Annotated in this window: 14 protein-coding genes and 2 pseudogenes; 7 read left to right on the plus strand and 9 right to left on the minus strand. The window is 64.5% G+C overall.

Annotated features, from left to right (window positions below):
- Positions 1-46 precede the first annotated feature (46 nt).
- Entirely contained in the window at positions 47-457 is a 411-nt protein-coding gene (locus C6A82_RS07825) for a hypothetical protein (protein ID WP_105348094.1), read from the minus strand.
- A 95-nt stretch (positions 458-552) separates the two neighbouring features.
- Positions 553-1353 (minus strand): hypothetical protein, encoded by an 801-nt coding sequence (locus C6A82_RS07830; RefSeq protein ID WP_311101733.1) that lies wholly within the window; start codon positions 1351-1353, stop codon positions 553-555.
- 199 nt (positions 1354-1552) lie between these two features.
- Here C6A82_RS07830 and C6A82_RS07835 point away from each other — a divergent pair, with 199 nt between their 5' ends.
- Positions 1553-3130, plus strand: coding sequence for an alpha/beta fold hydrolase (locus C6A82_RS07835; protein WP_105348092.1), 1578 nt, complete (start codon positions 1553-1555; stop codon positions 3128-3130).
- A 2-nt stretch (positions 3131-3132) separates the two neighbouring features.
- On the opposite strand, the gene C6A82_RS07840 is transcribed toward C6A82_RS07835, so the two are convergent.
- From C6A82_RS07840 to C6A82_RS07855, 4 genes are all read right to left on the minus strand, one after another.
- Positions 3133-3858, minus strand: coding sequence for a PAS and ANTAR domain-containing protein (locus tag C6A82_RS07840; protein WP_142406037.1), 726 nt, complete (start codon positions 3856-3858; stop codon positions 3133-3135).
- Positions 3859-4229: 371 nt separating this feature from the next.
- Positions 4230-6431: a molybdopterin-dependent oxidoreductase gene (locus tag C6A82_RS07845; RefSeq protein ID WP_105348089.1), complete on the minus strand. Its 2202-nt coding sequence runs from the start codon at positions 6429-6431 to the stop codon at positions 4230-4232.
- A 75-nt stretch (positions 6432-6506) separates the two neighbouring features.
- Positions 6507-7109, minus strand: a complete 603-nt coding sequence (locus C6A82_RS07850; protein ID WP_105348087.1) for a class I SAM-dependent methyltransferase — start codon at positions 7107-7109, stop codon at positions 6507-6509.
- A 1-nt stretch (position 7110) separates the two neighbouring features.
- The gene (locus C6A82_RS07855; protein ID WP_105348086.1) at positions 7111-7779 is read right to left on the minus strand and encodes a response regulator transcription factor; all 669 of its coding nucleotides are present in this window, start codon (positions 7777-7779) and stop codon (positions 7111-7113) included.
- A 121-nt stretch (positions 7780-7900) separates the two neighbouring features.
- On the opposite strand from C6A82_RS07855, the gene C6A82_RS07860 reads away from it, so the two are divergent.
- Both C6A82_RS07860 and C6A82_RS07865 read left to right on the plus strand, forming a co-directional pair.
- Positions 7901-8056, plus strand: a complete 156-nt coding sequence (locus C6A82_RS07860) for a DUF6131 family protein (protein ID WP_199193919.1) — start codon at positions 7901-7903, stop codon at positions 8054-8056.
- 127 nt (positions 8057-8183) lie between these two features.
- A pseudogene (locus C6A82_RS07865) lies at positions 8184-8480 on the plus strand (STAS domain-containing protein); the annotation flags it as partial.
- Here C6A82_RS07865 and C6A82_RS07870 read toward each other — a convergent pair.
- Both C6A82_RS07870 and C6A82_RS07875 read right to left on the minus strand, forming a co-directional pair.
- Positions 8428-9087 (minus strand): nuclear transport factor 2 family protein, encoded by a 660-nt coding sequence (locus C6A82_RS07870; RefSeq protein ID WP_105348082.1) that lies wholly within the window; start codon positions 9085-9087, stop codon positions 8428-8430. The pseudogene C6A82_RS07865 and the gene C6A82_RS07870 sit on opposite strands and share 53 nt — an antisense overlap.
- On the minus strand, positions 9084-10877 hold the full coding sequence (locus C6A82_RS07875; RefSeq protein ID WP_105348080.1) for a serine/threonine-protein kinase: 1794 nt from the start codon (positions 10875-10877) through the stop codon (positions 9084-9086). The genes C6A82_RS07870 and C6A82_RS07875 overlap by 4 nt, the downstream gene beginning before the upstream one ends.
- Positions 10878-10988: 111 nt before the next feature.
- On the opposite strand from C6A82_RS07875, the gene C6A82_RS07880 reads away from it, so the two are divergent.
- Together C6A82_RS07880 and C6A82_RS07885 are read left to right on the plus strand one after the other, a co-directional pair.
- A complete protein-coding gene (locus C6A82_RS07880; RefSeq protein ID WP_142406036.1) occupies positions 10989-11183 on the plus strand; it encodes a hypothetical protein in 195 nt (64 codons plus the stop codon).
- Complete coding sequence (locus C6A82_RS07885) at positions 11164-11613, plus strand: hypothetical protein (protein WP_233217117.1); 450 nt, start codon at positions 11164-11166, stop codon at positions 11611-11613. The genes C6A82_RS07880 and C6A82_RS07885 overlap by 20 nt, the downstream gene beginning before the upstream one ends.
- A 134-nt stretch (positions 11614-11747) precedes the next feature.
- On the opposite strand, the gene C6A82_RS07890 is transcribed toward C6A82_RS07885, so the two are convergent.
- Entirely contained in the window at positions 11748-12158 is a 411-nt protein-coding gene (locus C6A82_RS07890; RefSeq protein ID WP_304598322.1) for an IclR family transcriptional regulator, read from the minus strand.
- A gap of 117 nt (positions 12159-12275) precedes the next feature.
- Between C6A82_RS07890 and C6A82_RS07895 the strand changes: the two are divergent.
- Both C6A82_RS07895 and C6A82_RS07900 read left to right on the plus strand, forming a co-directional pair.
- A pseudogene (locus C6A82_RS07895) lies at positions 12276-12509 on the plus strand (glyoxylate carboligase); the annotation flags it as partial.
- Positions 12510-12517: 8 nt separating this feature from the next.
- A complete protein-coding gene (locus tag C6A82_RS07900) occupies positions 12518-13675 on the plus strand; it encodes a glycerate kinase (protein WP_105348079.1) in 1158 nt (385 codons plus the stop codon).
- Positions 13676-13721: the final 46 nt, after the last annotated feature.

Consider the following 13721-nt stretch of genomic DNA (forward strand, 5'->3'; position numbering starts at 1 on the left):
TGCTCAGTCCGGTCGGGGCGGGACCGCCCTCGCGGACATTGTCCCGCTACTGATCCTCCTCGACGCGTCTCAGTGCCTGCTGAAGCAAATCGACCAGCGCCTGCGGGCGATCGCTCGTCCGTGGAAACGCCAGCGGTCGTTTCAGATCGCACGGCTCCCTGTCCTGGTCCTTCATGTCGTACACCGATCCATCGGGTGTGACGACCGCGCCTGCCCCGATGTCCCAGCCGACGATCTTGTGCCGGAGCGATGCACGGTAGCGGTCTGCGGTCGGGGGTCCTTTCAGGACGAGAAAGGGCCTGCGCTGCGGCCGGATCTGCAATCGATGCATGCGGTCGATGAATCGGGAGAGAGCACGCTCCTGCTCGGCTACTTCGGCCCGCTGACGTTGAAGCGATTGCACTTCTTGAAGACGCAGCGCCGCAGCCTCCCGCAGCGCCTCCTCCCAAACGCCCATCGTCGCTTCCCATCCATGGTTACCGGCATGACCTCTTGTCGATTACCACCGCCGAAGCCGCCTGAATCGGATGGAGACGCAACTGTTCCTCGTCGTCAGCTCTTACCGAGTTGTTCCAGGGCTACGCGCAGCGAAGTACTGGGTATCTTGACGATCCCGCCATAGGGCTGATCCATCTCGAGCATCATGAAGATGGGTACTGCGAGCGCTCCGGCGGCGATCAACAAAGCCACGGCCATGCTGAAGTTGCGGGGCGCGAAGAGGCCGAAGCTCGCGAAGATGACCGCAAGCCACCCAACGACGACCATGAAAAATCCCCATGGGAACCGGCTGCCGATCTGCTCGACCGTCGTCCATCGTGACTCGGCGATCTCGTCGGTGATCTCCAAGGCATGTGACCGCAGCCACCGCTCTTGTTCCGTGTGTGGCGACAGGGCGAACAGATCGCGCTGTACGAGGTTGATGCCGGCCCCGCTGCCGAGAGCCGTGAGCGACACGGGGCTGTCTTCCTCCGGCCAGATCTGGCTTATTCGCTGGGCAAGCAGTTCCTTGAGCAGAACGCGAATCTGGGCGGTCTCGGATCCGTACTCGGCCAATGTTCGATCCAGCAAGATGAATTGCACGCCGGCAGCGCGCAATTCGCTCTCCTTTTCACCGAGGGAGGTCATGGAGTTGCCGGTGAGAAGGCCGAGCACTACTGCCGACAGCGTTGCCAGCATGCCCATCACAATCCGGATGGAGTCGCGAGAGTCGGTGCTCAAGTGCTGCTCGGGAAGCACTTTCCCGAGGACCATTCCAAGCAGCGCGCCGCCGAATATGATGGCGAAGACAGCAAGCCCGATCAGAACGTCTTTCATCCGCTTCTCCGACTTGCCGACGTCAATCCCACGGTCCACGGGTTCCTGGTTCGGCGAATATACATCGGGGCCTGTCTTGTGATGCAGTGAATGGTGTATGCGGAGATGACGCGATGTTACCCATGCATCAGATGCCAGGGTTCAGCCATTGTGCAGTGTTCACGAGTAATCACAGTTACATTTCACGTGCATGGCGGCCTCGGGAAGAACGCGCGAATTCACGTTTTGGCGCTGCCTCATGTCTGTTGCACTGGCAATCGTGGTCGGTCTTGGCTCGTGGAGCGCGTCTTCACGGTTCCTCGCTGACGCCGGTGCGGCTGACGGCTACCTTGATCAGCTCGCCGAAGCGGCCGACACCCCCCGATTGGTTTGGGCCGAGTGTGGAGGCGGATTCCAGTGTGCAACAGCGCAAGTACCGTTGGATTACAACCGGCCGCACGATGACCAGATCGGGCTGTCAGTACTCAAGCTGCCCGCATCGGACCCTTCGGCCCGAATCGGCACGCTGTTCATAAATTTCGGTGGTCCCGGTCAGTCCGGCGTGGGCCGGCTCCGAGATCGGGCCAGGTGGCCGTGGCTGTTCTCCGAGGAGTTGCGAGCGCGATTCGACCTGATCTCGTGGGATCAACGCGGGGTGGCGCGCAGTGCTGCGGTTCGCTGTTTTCCCGACGATGTCGAGCAGTGGCAGTTCCTGGTTCCTTACCCGCAACTGCCGATGACTGCTGCCCAGGAGCTCCCACTCTTTGCCTGGGCCAAGGATTTCGCCGACCGCTGCCGGCAGCACGCCGGTCCCATCGTCGACCATTCGTCGTCGGCCAACTCGGCACGCGACTTGGAGTTGTTGCGCCGGGCAGTCGGCGATACGGCATTGAGTTACCACGGCCTTTCGTACGGCTCGCAGCTCGGCGCTATCTACGCCAACCTCTTCCCGGGACGCGTACGTGCGATGGTGTTGGACGGATCGATGGATTTTCGAGGCAACGTCGACGGTCACGGGAACGAAGGAGCCACTGTTCCGCTCAACGACCGCCAAGACGTCGCGACCGGAACCGCCGCGGCCTTCGAGCAGTTCTTGCGCGACTGTGCGGCGGCCCGGCGGCGCTGCGCCTTCTCCGAGGGGGACTTGCCGGTCAAATGGGCGACCTTGGTCGACCGTTCGCGAACCACGCCCATTGATGTCTACGGGCACGGGTGGACCGTGCAGGAGATCGTCGTGGCGACACTGGCGAAGCCGACCACCTACCCGCAGTTGGCGGTTCTGTTGCAACAGCTCTTCGCCACAGGCACCGCAGCGCCAGAACTGATGGACGACATCACGGGCAGTGATCCGCCGCCAGCCATTGGCGACCCGGCGTACCTGGGGAATCGCGAAGAGGCCTACAACGCGATCCAGTGCGCTGACAGCGTCGTGCCCACCGACCTCGACTCCTACAGCAGGGCAGCGGTGTCGGCAAAGTGGAGGTCACCGGACTTCGGCCGTATCTCAGTCTTCGACGCCCTTCCCTGCGCTTTCTGGCAGGGCCGTGACGCGGATCGTTATACCGGCGTGTGGAACCGGCGCACCGCCGCACCACTTTTGGTCCTCAACACCCGAAATGACCCCGCCACTCCGCTCTCAGGCGCGTATGAAGGGGCAGCCGAGTTGTACGACGCCCGAGTGGTGGTGACCGAAGGTGCCGGGCACACGAGCATGTATGTCGCGAGCACCTGCACAGAGCGCGTCAAACGCGATTACCTGTTCTCCGGCGTACTGCCGCCCGCAGACACGGTGTGCAGAAGAGACCGATCGCCGTTCGAAGAGGCGCCAGGCTCATGAGGTCAGCCGGTGGCTGGATCGGCGAGGCCTTCGTCGCCGTCCTCCTCGGGCGTGGACAGCGTCATCAGGAGGTGGTCGACGGCCCCGCGTGTGCTGCTGTGGACATTCAGTAAGCCGGGCAGCTGGGCAGCGATTTCCTCGGCGACCGTGTGAAGTTTGGTGTTGAGCTCTTGTGAACGCCACCGCAACACATCGAACGCGGAATCGGCACGTACGTCATAGACCGCCATCAACATCCCTTTGGCCTGTTCGATGACCGCTCGGTGCGCCACGATCTCTTCCAGCTCTTCAGTGATGCCCTGTTGAACGGCGCCTTCGACGGACTCTGTCACGTCGATGTAGAACCCGCGGGTCGCCGCGACCTCGCCGTTTTCATCGTTGACGATCTCTCCGACGACCACGACGTTGCGCTCCTCGCCCGTTGTGGTCCGGATGCGGTGCCTGCTGCTGAACGGCGCAGAAGACCGCTTCAGCAGCGCCTTGACCTTCGCGATATCGTCGGGGTGCTTGTGGCGCAGGATCAACTCGGTCGTCGGCCGTACCTCGCCGGGCTGGTAACCGTGCATACGCGCGACCGTGCTCGACCACGTCCACGATTCGGTGTTGTAGTTGTATGCAAATCTGCCGACACGCGCAGGCTCGCCACCCAGGAGAGCCCTGTCCAGATCGTTTGGCGCGACGCCGTCGGTGCCGGTTTCCGCCTCCGGGGTGAACTCCTCTTTAGGCAACACAATTTTCTATTTACCACATGTGCCCGAGTTCGGATTCTGTGGACGATCTGTCAACAGGTCGGCCCCGGTCACCTGGAAAGCGGTGACCGGGGCCGGCGTCGTAACGTCAGGTGTGCTGCCTGGTCGAGGGGTAGTAGGCGTCGCAGGCGGCGTTGTTACACGCGCGAATGGTGATCGGTTCGACTGCTCCGTCTCCGAGGCCGATGGATATCTCGACGTCTCTGGCCGGCCCGCCACAGACGGGGCACCGAACCGCCGAATCGTTACCGGAACCCATTGATCAAGGCTGCGTCCATCCTCGATGCCGGTCCAGTGGTAGAGGGGTTTTCTTCGTTCGGTGGACGCAGATTGCTCGAATGTTTCGCTATTCAGCCCACGACGATCCGAACCGGGATGTCGGCCTGCCGGGGCATGCCGGTGATCGGATCGTATTCGGTGTCGGTGGCGACGAGTCTGCCGACGTTGCTGCCGTGGTCGCGATAGTCGCGGTCGCCGGTGGGAAATCCCCCGAAGGCGTGGTGCATCGAGATGACGTCGCCCCGCATACTGTCGTCGGCCTCGACCACGCAGGGGATGCGATCGTGGCGCGAAACCACCGTCGCCTCCGTTCCCGACTCGAGGCCCAGCGACGCCAGCGTGTCGGGATGCGCATAGGCGGGGTTGTAGGGCTTTCCGCGGTTCAGGGCGGACAGCGTGATGCCCGAGGAGTTCATGAAGTTCGGATGGCGGCGCGGGATCAGCCGCAGCGGGAACTCGGCGTCGCCCTGTTTGGGCCGGAACTCCTCGGCCAGGACCTCCGCCAACCCCGACAACAGGACCTGGTTGCCGACGTCCAGGCGTGCCGTGCAGTCGGGGTCGCGTTCCTCCACCACGACGTCGACATCGAAGATGTTGCCGTGCGGATGGCGGCGCACCTCGTCGAGCGGAATGCGCGACGTCGAGCACATCTGCTCGAACAGTTCCTCTGTCGTGAGCTCGGATTCACCGTTGAGCGCGATGACGATCGGGGCCGATTCCATGAATCGGCCCCCGCCGCTTCCGAAGAAGTTGACGAACCAAAGCTCCAGCTCCATCCGCTTGGCCAGGCCGAGGAAGAACTGCCACTCCTCGGTGAGGTCCGATCCTTCCGGGGGTGCGATCAGACGCGGTGCGTACTGGGCATACGGCGCAGGGATACCGGTGCCGCTGGTGAAATACTTGATCAGTTCGCTGCCGGCCGTCATCGCCGGCGTCTCCATCTGCATCAGCGGGGCGATCACATAATCGGCCATCCTCGACGTGCCCGACATCTCGGTGTCCAACGTCACCAACAGGTCCAGGCGCTTGAGGGCCTGCTCTGTTCTGCGCTGATCCGGCCATGCGGCCATCGGGTTCCCGCCGACGCAGATCAAGGCTCGCACTTGACCGTCGCCGGTGAGCAGGATCTCTTCTGCCAGCGCGGCGGTCGGCATTCCGGCCACCGTGTCGGTGAGACCGCGCACGCGGAGCTTCTCGCCGTAGCCCCAGCCCTGGTAGGGGGCATGCGGTTGAGCCTTGGCGGTGAAGGCGGGAAGCAAGGTGTTGGGACGCAATACCTTGTCACCGGCCCGTGCCCATCGTCCGCACACGGTCGTCAGACACAAGGACAGATACTCGACCAGGCTGCCGTGGCGCCCCATGTTGGGACCCGTTCCGGCATTCACCATTCCGCCCCGCGTGCCATGTGTCGCGAAAAGCCGTGCGGCGGCGACGATCTGCTGCACCGGCACATCGGCCCGTTCCGCGGCGTACTCCGGCGTGAATCCCGCGACCGCCGCGGTCAGCGTGCTGAAACCGTCGACGTTCTCGGTCAGGAAATCGGTGTCGCACAAACCTTCGCCGATGATCAGGTTGAGAAAGGCCGCCAGGATCGTGACGTCTTCGCCGGGCCGAGGCTGGAGGTGGATCGCAGCCCGCGCGGCGGTCTGAGTCCTTCTCGGATCCACCACGATCAACTGCATTCCACGCGCAACGGCCGCCTTCAGGTGCTGTGCGGGGTTCTGACCCGGGATGCCGATCGCCTTGGACACCACCGGGTTCGTGCCGGCCAGCAGCCAGGTGTCTGCGTCGTCGAAGCTCACGTCGCCGCCAAGCCAGTGCCCGTGAGCCGCCAGCGCGATCTGCTTGCCGGGCTGGTCGATTGTGTTGGCGGTGAAAAACATCGGCGACTCGATGGCGCGGATGAACGCGTTGGCCATCAGCGCCGACGCCGGATACGGCAGGCCGTTCGTGCCTAGATATACGGCCACTGAGCGCGGCCCGTGGTTGTCGATCAACGAGGACAGCGTCGCCGCGATCTCGTCCATCGCCTGCTCTGCCTCTATGGGAGCGAACGTGCCGTCGGCCTGACGCTTCCTGCTGCTCAGCAGGCGCTCCGGATTGTTGTGGATCGCGGGCAGCGCGCGCCCTTTCGCGCAGGTGTAGCCCTTGAACATCGGGTTGTCGGGATCACCGGTGACCTTGGTGAGCCTTCCGTCGGTGACCGTGGCGATCACGCCGCAATGCGCTGAACAGATCCGGCAGATCGCGGGATGAGTCGTCGTTTGCGGCACCTCAGGATGCTAAGCGGTCGCTCAGCATGTTGGGGCCGAAATGGTCAACCGGGTGCTACCACCGGCTGGACCTGATCACGGTTTGATCCAGCGCCATTGATTTGTAGACCAACGTTCGGCATCGGGAAATGCGTCTGCGACCGCGCCGACAACACCGGGCCACTGGTAGGTGTCGTAGTCATCGCCGGACAGCCAGCCGCCCGAGGCGACTTTGGGCAGCCATGCCGCGATGTCAGCGGAGACGCTCTCGTAGTCGTGGCGGGCATCGATGTGAACCCATGTCAGGGACGCGTCGCCGAAAAGTGACGAGGCAGCGACGGAGTCGCTGATCAACAGCTGCACGCGGTCTGCGAAACCGCACGCAATCACGTTGCGGTGCAACATACCTGCCATGGTCCCGCCACCGTGGTCCACAGCGCGGGCGTGAGCGTTGATGTCGCTTTGGCCTTCGGGTCCGCTGCCCCGACAGGTATCGACGCCGATGATGGTGGCCTCGCTGTTGGCGTCCGAAACGACTTCCGCCAACGAGCACAGGCTCTTTCCGAGGTAACACCCGACTTCGACGAACACGCCGTCTCCGAACGCAGCGACTGCCTCCTCCTGCGCATCGCGCCACTGAAACCAGCCCGGAATGTCGGCCCACCGCGTTACCGGGGCGTCAAAGCGGTTGTCGGCCAAACTACGGACCGCCCTTCCAGTGTTCGATGCGGTTGTGGTCCGGCGTGAAGCCGTGTTTGACACCCCAGAGGACGGCTTGGGTTCTGCTGCTGGCGCCGATTTTGCGGTAGATCGTGCGGATATAGGACTTCACGGTGTTCGGGCTCAGAAAGGTGAGCCGTGCGACGTCGGCGTTGCTCTTGCCTTGGGTGATGAGCGCCAGAATTTCGGCTTCGCGGTCGCTGAGCCCTTCTCCGCGCCCTGGCCAGTCCAGTCCGGGTGCACTGCGCGCTCGCGGCACGGCTGCGCTGATCACGGTCTCCCCGGCGTGCACGGCCTCCAGCGCGGCCACCAGTTCACGAGCGGGCAGGGTCTTGGACAGATAGCCGTGGGCGCCGCGCGATTGTGCGCTTTCGACGAGATCGGGGTGAAAGTTCCACGTGTACACCACGACTCGGCGCGCACGCGGGTTGGCGACCAAGTGTGCGATCTCTTCGTGGTCGGATTCCGGCTGGGCGAACGAGTCGTAGAGGACGATGTCGACGCTGTCTTTCACCGGCATGGTGGAGTCGAGTTCGGCGACCACGATGCGGTCGCGATACGGGTCGAGCATGTTCGCCACGCCCATGACGACGACGTCGTAGTCGTCGACGAGCGCCACGGTGATCGGCGCAGGGGAGTTACTGGGCATGGCGAGAAGAATACCTACTTAGGGGTGTATTGCCACCCCCTTTTGGGTGGTCGAATGACTCACGGTGATAAACGCTCGACCGACCGGTCGAATGCCCACCGCCTCGCAGAAAGGATCTCCCATGATCATTCTCGGCATCATCCTGCTGATAGCGGGGTTTCTGCTCAAGATCTCGATCCTGTGGACCATCGGCATCATCCTGGTGGTCGTCGGCGTCATCCTGGCGATCGTCGGTTCTACCGGACGGGCCGTCGGCGGGCGCCGCCACTGGTTCTGAGCCTTTGTGATGCCCCGCACCGCCGCGTGTACTACGCTCGGAGATCTCAGCGCCTCTGCTTGTCTGGTTCAGGAACAGCCGCGAGACACAGCGCCTCCCAAACCCATGCAGTGAACGTGAGGTTTCGATGTCGCCCTTTCCGACCCCTCAACACCATCCATCGTTGTTGTCTCTGGATACCGAGACGGCGCACGGCACAGTCGAGGTGATCCACGCGCGCGGCGCCATCGATCTCCTGACGGGACCGGAGCTCGAACGCTGTATCGAGGTCGCGCTGGGCAAAGCGCCCTCTGCGATCGTCGTCGATATGACCGACGTCGACTTCCTCGCCTCGTTCGGGATGTCGATTCTGCTGAGGACCAACGATCGGCTTACGCAGGACACCCCCTTGGTGGTCGTCGCCGACGGGCCGGCAACGAGCCGTCCGATGGAGATCCTCGGGCTGACAGATGTGCTGACCATTTGCGGCACTCTGCAGGCGGCGCTGGAAAGCCTTCATCCGTCGCCGTAGAACAACGAAAAAACTGGTAGGACGGATCACTCGCGTCCAGAGTTCCTTTGAGAGTGCCTTTGGTCATCGGGTGACTCAGATCCATCGCTGATGGATCGCGCATCTGCGCCCAGTCGGTGACGATCGTTCGCTTCCTGATCTTCCATGTACCGTCGCGCTTCTCGTACTTGTCGAGGTAGCGGCCGCCGATGAGCAGGTCGACGTCATGATCGCGACCGGCGAGCGTGTGAACCGCGATCGTGTAGATCTCGCCTTCGGCCGTGTCGCCCGCGATCATGAAGTTCACCGTCGTGATGTTGTGCTGCATCGTTCGGATGTAGGGGCGTGCGGCGGCGAGCTCCTCGAGGAACTCCTCAACTGTGCCCGTCGAGAATTCGCCGTGTGCGTCGACGGCGTCATGGTGATAGAGGTTTTTGAGGCTCTCGATGTCACCGCGGTCGACAGCTCGGCAGTAGGCGTGGACGAGTCTTCGCAACTGAAACTCGTCGATGATCTCCTGGTTGAGTTCGAGCCGGCTCATGCCGCCTGCAGCGTGATCTCTGAGATCTCCGTCCGACTCCGGCCGTCGGTGGTGCCCAACGTGTTGATCCACACCAGCACATTCGACGTCTTGGTCCCGTTGTGAACCTCTATGCGGTTGTGACCCCGCTGAAGTGGCGTGGTGCCGACCAACTCGGTGGTTTCGGCCAGCGTGGTCGGATTCTCGGTGGGCGACGAGCGGATCTGCACGTCGGTGCCCGTGCTGGACACGTCGATGGTGACGGCGCTCAGCGCGGTCGGCTCGGACAGGTGCAGCAGCAGACCCTCTCCCTCGATGAAGTTCGGGAAAGGGACCGGATCGGAGTAAGTGACGGTCGGCCACGAGGTCTCCGGGTTACCGTCGATGGCCAGTTCGGCTTTCTGCGGGTTGTCCGGAGCGGCGCCGGGGGAGAAGACGGTTGCACTCACCGGCTTGACAACCGGCCGTGGGCCATCCCAGGCGCCGAAGCCGTCGGTGAACCAAACGGCTGACGCCGCCACCAGCACGATCACACCGACGAGCGCAGCGAGCGCTGCCATCCGGCCTGTTCTGCGCTTGGTCGTCGTGCCCTTCGGCGAGTCGACGGTCGACGAGGACGAACGTCGCTTCGCAGGGCGCTGTGGTGAGAAGGTGGCGATCGTGTCAGCGTCGAGTGTCTGGCCGTCCCACATGCCGCTGACCTCAACTTCGTCACCGTCGGTGAGTTCTACGGCGGTGAGTTGAGTCTGGATCTCGACCGGTAACCGGGCAGGCAGGTTGTCGATCGGGTCATAGGGCGCCAGGTGAAACGACAGCGTCCCGTGTCGGCCTTCGCCATCGACGTGGCTTCGTCCCACGCCGTGCGCCGTGCCGCGGATCTCCACTCGTTCGAGGCGTTGGGTGGCAGGCCGGTCCGGCGAAGAACCCGATGACGGCGAAATGGTTTGCGGCAAAGGAGCTCCGGCGTCGCCACGCGTGCCCTGATGGGTGAGGGCATGGGCGAAGTCGAGGCATGTCGGATATCGCGCGTCGGCGTCCTTGGCAAGCGCGCGCGCAAGCACGGCGTCGAGGTGCGCGAGATCGGGTCGACGGTCTGAGATCCGTGGCGGTGGCGCGCCAAGGTGGTTGCTGATGACGACGGCGCGGTTCGAGTCGTGAAACGGCGGAGCGCCGGTGAGCAGGTGAAAAGTGGTCGCAGCCAACGCATATTGGTCGGCCCGGCCGTCGAGCGGCTTGCTCAGCAGCTGCTCGGGGGCCATGTAGTTGACGGTTCCCACCGCGACGTTGTCGTCGGTGAGGTTGCTGACGTCGTCGATGCGTCGAGCGATGCCGAAGTCGGTCAACAACACCCTGCGCCGACGACCGTCAGCGGCGGTCACGAGGATGTTCTCGGGCTTGACGTCACGATGGAGAAGTCGACGCTCGTGGCCGAAGTCGAGCGCGTCGGCCACCGCCGACACGATGTCGGCGACGTCCTGTTCCGGCATGCCGTCTCGATAGCGCTGTCGGATCAGTCGGCCTGCGTCTGTGCCGTCGACGTAGTCCATCGAGATCCACAGCCTGCCGTCGTACTCCCCGCGGTCGAGGACGCCGACGATGTGCGGATGCCGCAGCGTGGCGGCCAGTTCGGCTTCGCGGATGAACCTCGCCTGAAACTCCCCGTCCGTCGTGGAGGTCCTGGTCAGGATCTTCAGGGCGTCGTGACGAGGCAGTCGAGGATGCTGGACGAGGTAGACCTCGCCCATCCCGCCGGTGCCGAGCAGCCGCTCGATCACATACCCGGCGAATACCTCACCGCTGTTCAACGGCATGGCCGCAAGCCTACAAACCGGTTCTTCGGCTTACCTCGCGGATAGGAAACCCTCTCCCGCCGCCGCCCCAACCCGCGTCCCACCCGACCGGGAGCATCTACAGGAGAGAACATGACAACCACCAAGAAGAGCCGGGCCATCGTCGGCACCCTGCTGGCGTCGGCCGCGTCCGTCGTCGGAATGATCGGCGTGGCCGCACCGGCGCAGCAGCCGACCAGTACTACGCAGTGGCGCTCAGGGCGCGCTGACAAACTGTGTCGCCAACGGAGCAGGCCACTGTGGGGTCGTGGCTGTCGCGACCAATGAGTGCGCAGCGGCGGCTTCGAACAATTTCGGCGAAGAGGTCGGAGCCTCTGCGGCCACGCGGGGCGCCGCAGAGAGCGCTGCCCTTGGCAAGCTGCAGAACCAGACCCGCGCCAAGGTCATCGTATCGGGCTGCTCGAACGGCAACACCCCGCCGCCGCCCAACGAGCCGCCGCCCCGCCGCCTGCGCCGAAGCAGGGGCCGACCGTTTCGTTCAACAAGGTCCTCGGCGGTCTCGAGTCTCACATCACCGACCGCAGCGGTGACGTCGCAGTGCACCTATGCGACGGACGACTACAACCGCAGCTTCGGATTGCCTGCCAACTCGACCTACGACCTGAGGATCGTTCCGGCCGTTCCGCGCTTCAAGAACTGGACCGTCACGGTCAACTGCGACAACGGAACGAGCACGACGGCGACAACGTACTTCTGAGCCGCGCTTCACCCATCACCCGAAAAAGGGCCGCAGAGATGCGGCCCTTTTTTGCATGCCGCGCTGCGGCTTTCAGCTCAACTCGGCGGAAAGCGCCTTCCCGGCGTTGGTCAGCCGCGGCATGCCGGAGCCTTTCAGTATTTCGCGGTCCTCGTCGATCGGCATGGTGGCCATGATCGCCTTGCCGACGGCAGTGCATTGCGGCTCCACCGGCGGCCGACTTCGGTGAACATCCGCATGGCGTGGCGCGATTGTGCCTCTGCGACATAGACGATTTCGTCCCCGTCGAGCATTGCCGGGTTCGCCGACTCACCGAGCTCGTCGACCAGCCGTGCCAGATGCGGACGCGCCCACACGCTGAGCATCCGCGACGACGCGTCGCCGAGCCGGATCAGCCGAGGACCGAGAACGTATTGGCGCGACGACTCCTGACGAATGTAGCCGAGATCGACCAGCGTTCGCAGCAACCGGTGGATCGTGGGCAGGGGCAGGCCGGACTGGTTGGCGAGCTGTGACAGCGCGAGGGTGCCGCCCGCATCGGCCATGGTGTCGTCCTCTACGCGGGGCTCAGAATTTCCGCTATCCAGATATTATCTCCACGATACGAAAACTTCGGGCACAGCGAGGTGGTATCGATGACCGATTACAGCAACTCACTCGCCGCGGAAGGTCTGGGCTGCAAGGCTATTCGCGTCGTCGAGCCGCGCCGGTCGCAGGCGGCACTGCAACACGCGAAATATCTGCTGGCCGAATACAGGATCCCGGTCGTCGTCGAGGTGATTCTCGAACGCGTCACGAACGTGTCCATGGGCACCGAGATCGACAACGTGGTGGAGTTCGAGGAGCTGGCACCCGTGGGTGAGGACGCTCCGACTGCAGTCGTGATGCTGGCCTGACGACCGCGATGCCGACCGTCCTGATCGCCGCCGACAAGTTCAAGGGATCGCTCACCGCCGCGCAGGTGGCCGACGCCGTCGGCGAAGGCGTACGCCGGGTGCGGCCCGACGCGCAGGTCGAGTCGGTGCCCGTCGCCGACGGGGGAGACGGCACGGTCGCCGCCGCGTTGGCCGCCGGGTTCGAGCATGTGCCGGTGGTGGCGTCGGGTCCGACGGGTGAGCCGGTGCAGACCGGCTTCGCCCGGCGCGCCGACCTGGCGGTGGTGGAGATGGCCGACGCGGCAGGACTGGTCCGGCTGCCGGGCGGTGAACCGGCACCGCTCACCGCGTCGAGCCGCGGCCTCGGTGATGTTGTCGCAGCGGCCGTCGCCGCGGGCTGCCGCACCATCGTGCTCGGCATCGGTGGCTCGGCAAGCACCGACGGCGGTGCCGGGCTGCTCGCCGGGCTCGGTGCCCGGCTGCTCGACTCCGACGGGATGCAGGTGGCCGACGGCGGCGCCGCGCTCGCCTCGATCGCGGCCGTCGACCTCGCGCCACTGCACGAGCTGATGGACGGCATCGGTGTGGTGCTCGCCAGCGATGTGGACAACCCGCTGACGGGCCGCAACGGCGCGGCCGCCGTCTACGGGCCGCAGAAGGGCGCGACCGCCGAGCAGGTCCGCGAACTCAACGGTGCGCTAACGCATTTCGCCGATATCATCGCCGCGACGACCGGCGATGACCGTCGGAACCGGCCCGGCGCGGGTGCCGCGGGTGGAACGGGGTTCGCCGCTCTGGCGGTTCTCGGCGCCGAATTCCGGCCCGGCGTTGAACTGGTGTTGGAACTGGTCGACTTCGACGAGCGCCTCTCCCGTGCGGACCTGGTGGTGACCGGAGAAGGCGCTCTCGACGAACAGACGCTGCACGGCAAGGCGCCCGCGGGCGTCGCGGCCGCGGCGCGGGCGGCCGGCGTTCCTGTCGTCGCGGTGTGCGGCCGCAACCAGTTGAGCGCCGACTCGCTGCACCGGGCGGGCATCGCTGCGGCCTATGCGCTGACCGACATCGAGCCCGATGTGGCACGGTGCATCGCCGAGCCCGCGCCGCTGCTGGTGCGTCTCGGCGAATCGATAGCGACCGTCCATCTGTCGGGAGAAGGTAGACCGAAGCGCAACCGAGGACGAAGGTAAGAAGCAGGAGCGACACCGCCGTCGACGGACCCGATGATTTCGAGCC

Source organism: Mycobacterium sp. ITM-2016-00318 (assembly GCF_002968285.2).
Lineage (GTDB): Bacteria > Actinomycetota > Actinomycetes > Mycobacteriales > Mycobacteriaceae > Mycobacterium.

Excerpts from the sequence above, each read along its gene's own strand:
- C6A82_RS07875 (WP_105348080.1), bottom strand. The coding sequence starts at position 10,877 with ATGCCGTTGAACAGCGGTGAGGTATTCGCCGGGTATGTGATCGAGCGG.
- C6A82_RS07855 (WP_105348086.1), bottom strand. The coding sequence starts at position 7,779 with ATGCCCAGTAACTCCCCTGCGCCGATCACCGTGGCGCTCGTCGACGAC.
- C6A82_RS07890 (WP_304598322.1), bottom strand. The coding sequence starts at position 12,158 with ATGGCCGATGCGGGCGGCACCCTCGCGCTGTCACAGCTCGCCAACCAG.
- C6A82_RS07835 (WP_105348092.1), top strand. The coding sequence starts at position 1,553 with ATGTCTGTTGCACTGGCAATCGTGGTCGGTCTTGGCTCGTGGAGCGCG.
- C6A82_RS07825 (WP_105348094.1), bottom strand. The coding sequence starts at position 457 with ATGGGCGTTTGGGAGGAGGCGCTGCGGGAGGCTGCGGCGCTGCGTCTT.
- C6A82_RS07880 (WP_142406036.1), top strand. The coding sequence starts at position 10,989 with ATGACAACCACCAAGAAGAGCCGGGCCATCGTCGGCACCCTGCTGGCG.
- C6A82_RS07900 (WP_105348079.1), top strand. The coding sequence starts at position 12,518 with ATGCCGACCGTCCTGATCGCCGCCGACAAGTTCAAGGGATCGCTCACC.
- C6A82_RS07860 (WP_199193919.1), top strand. The coding sequence starts at position 7,901 with ATGATCATTCTCGGCATCATCCTGCTGATAGCGGGGTTTCTGCTCAAG.
- C6A82_RS07870 (WP_105348082.1), bottom strand. The coding sequence starts at position 9,087 with ATGAGCCGGCTCGAACTCAACCAGGAGATCATCGACGAGTTTCAGTTG.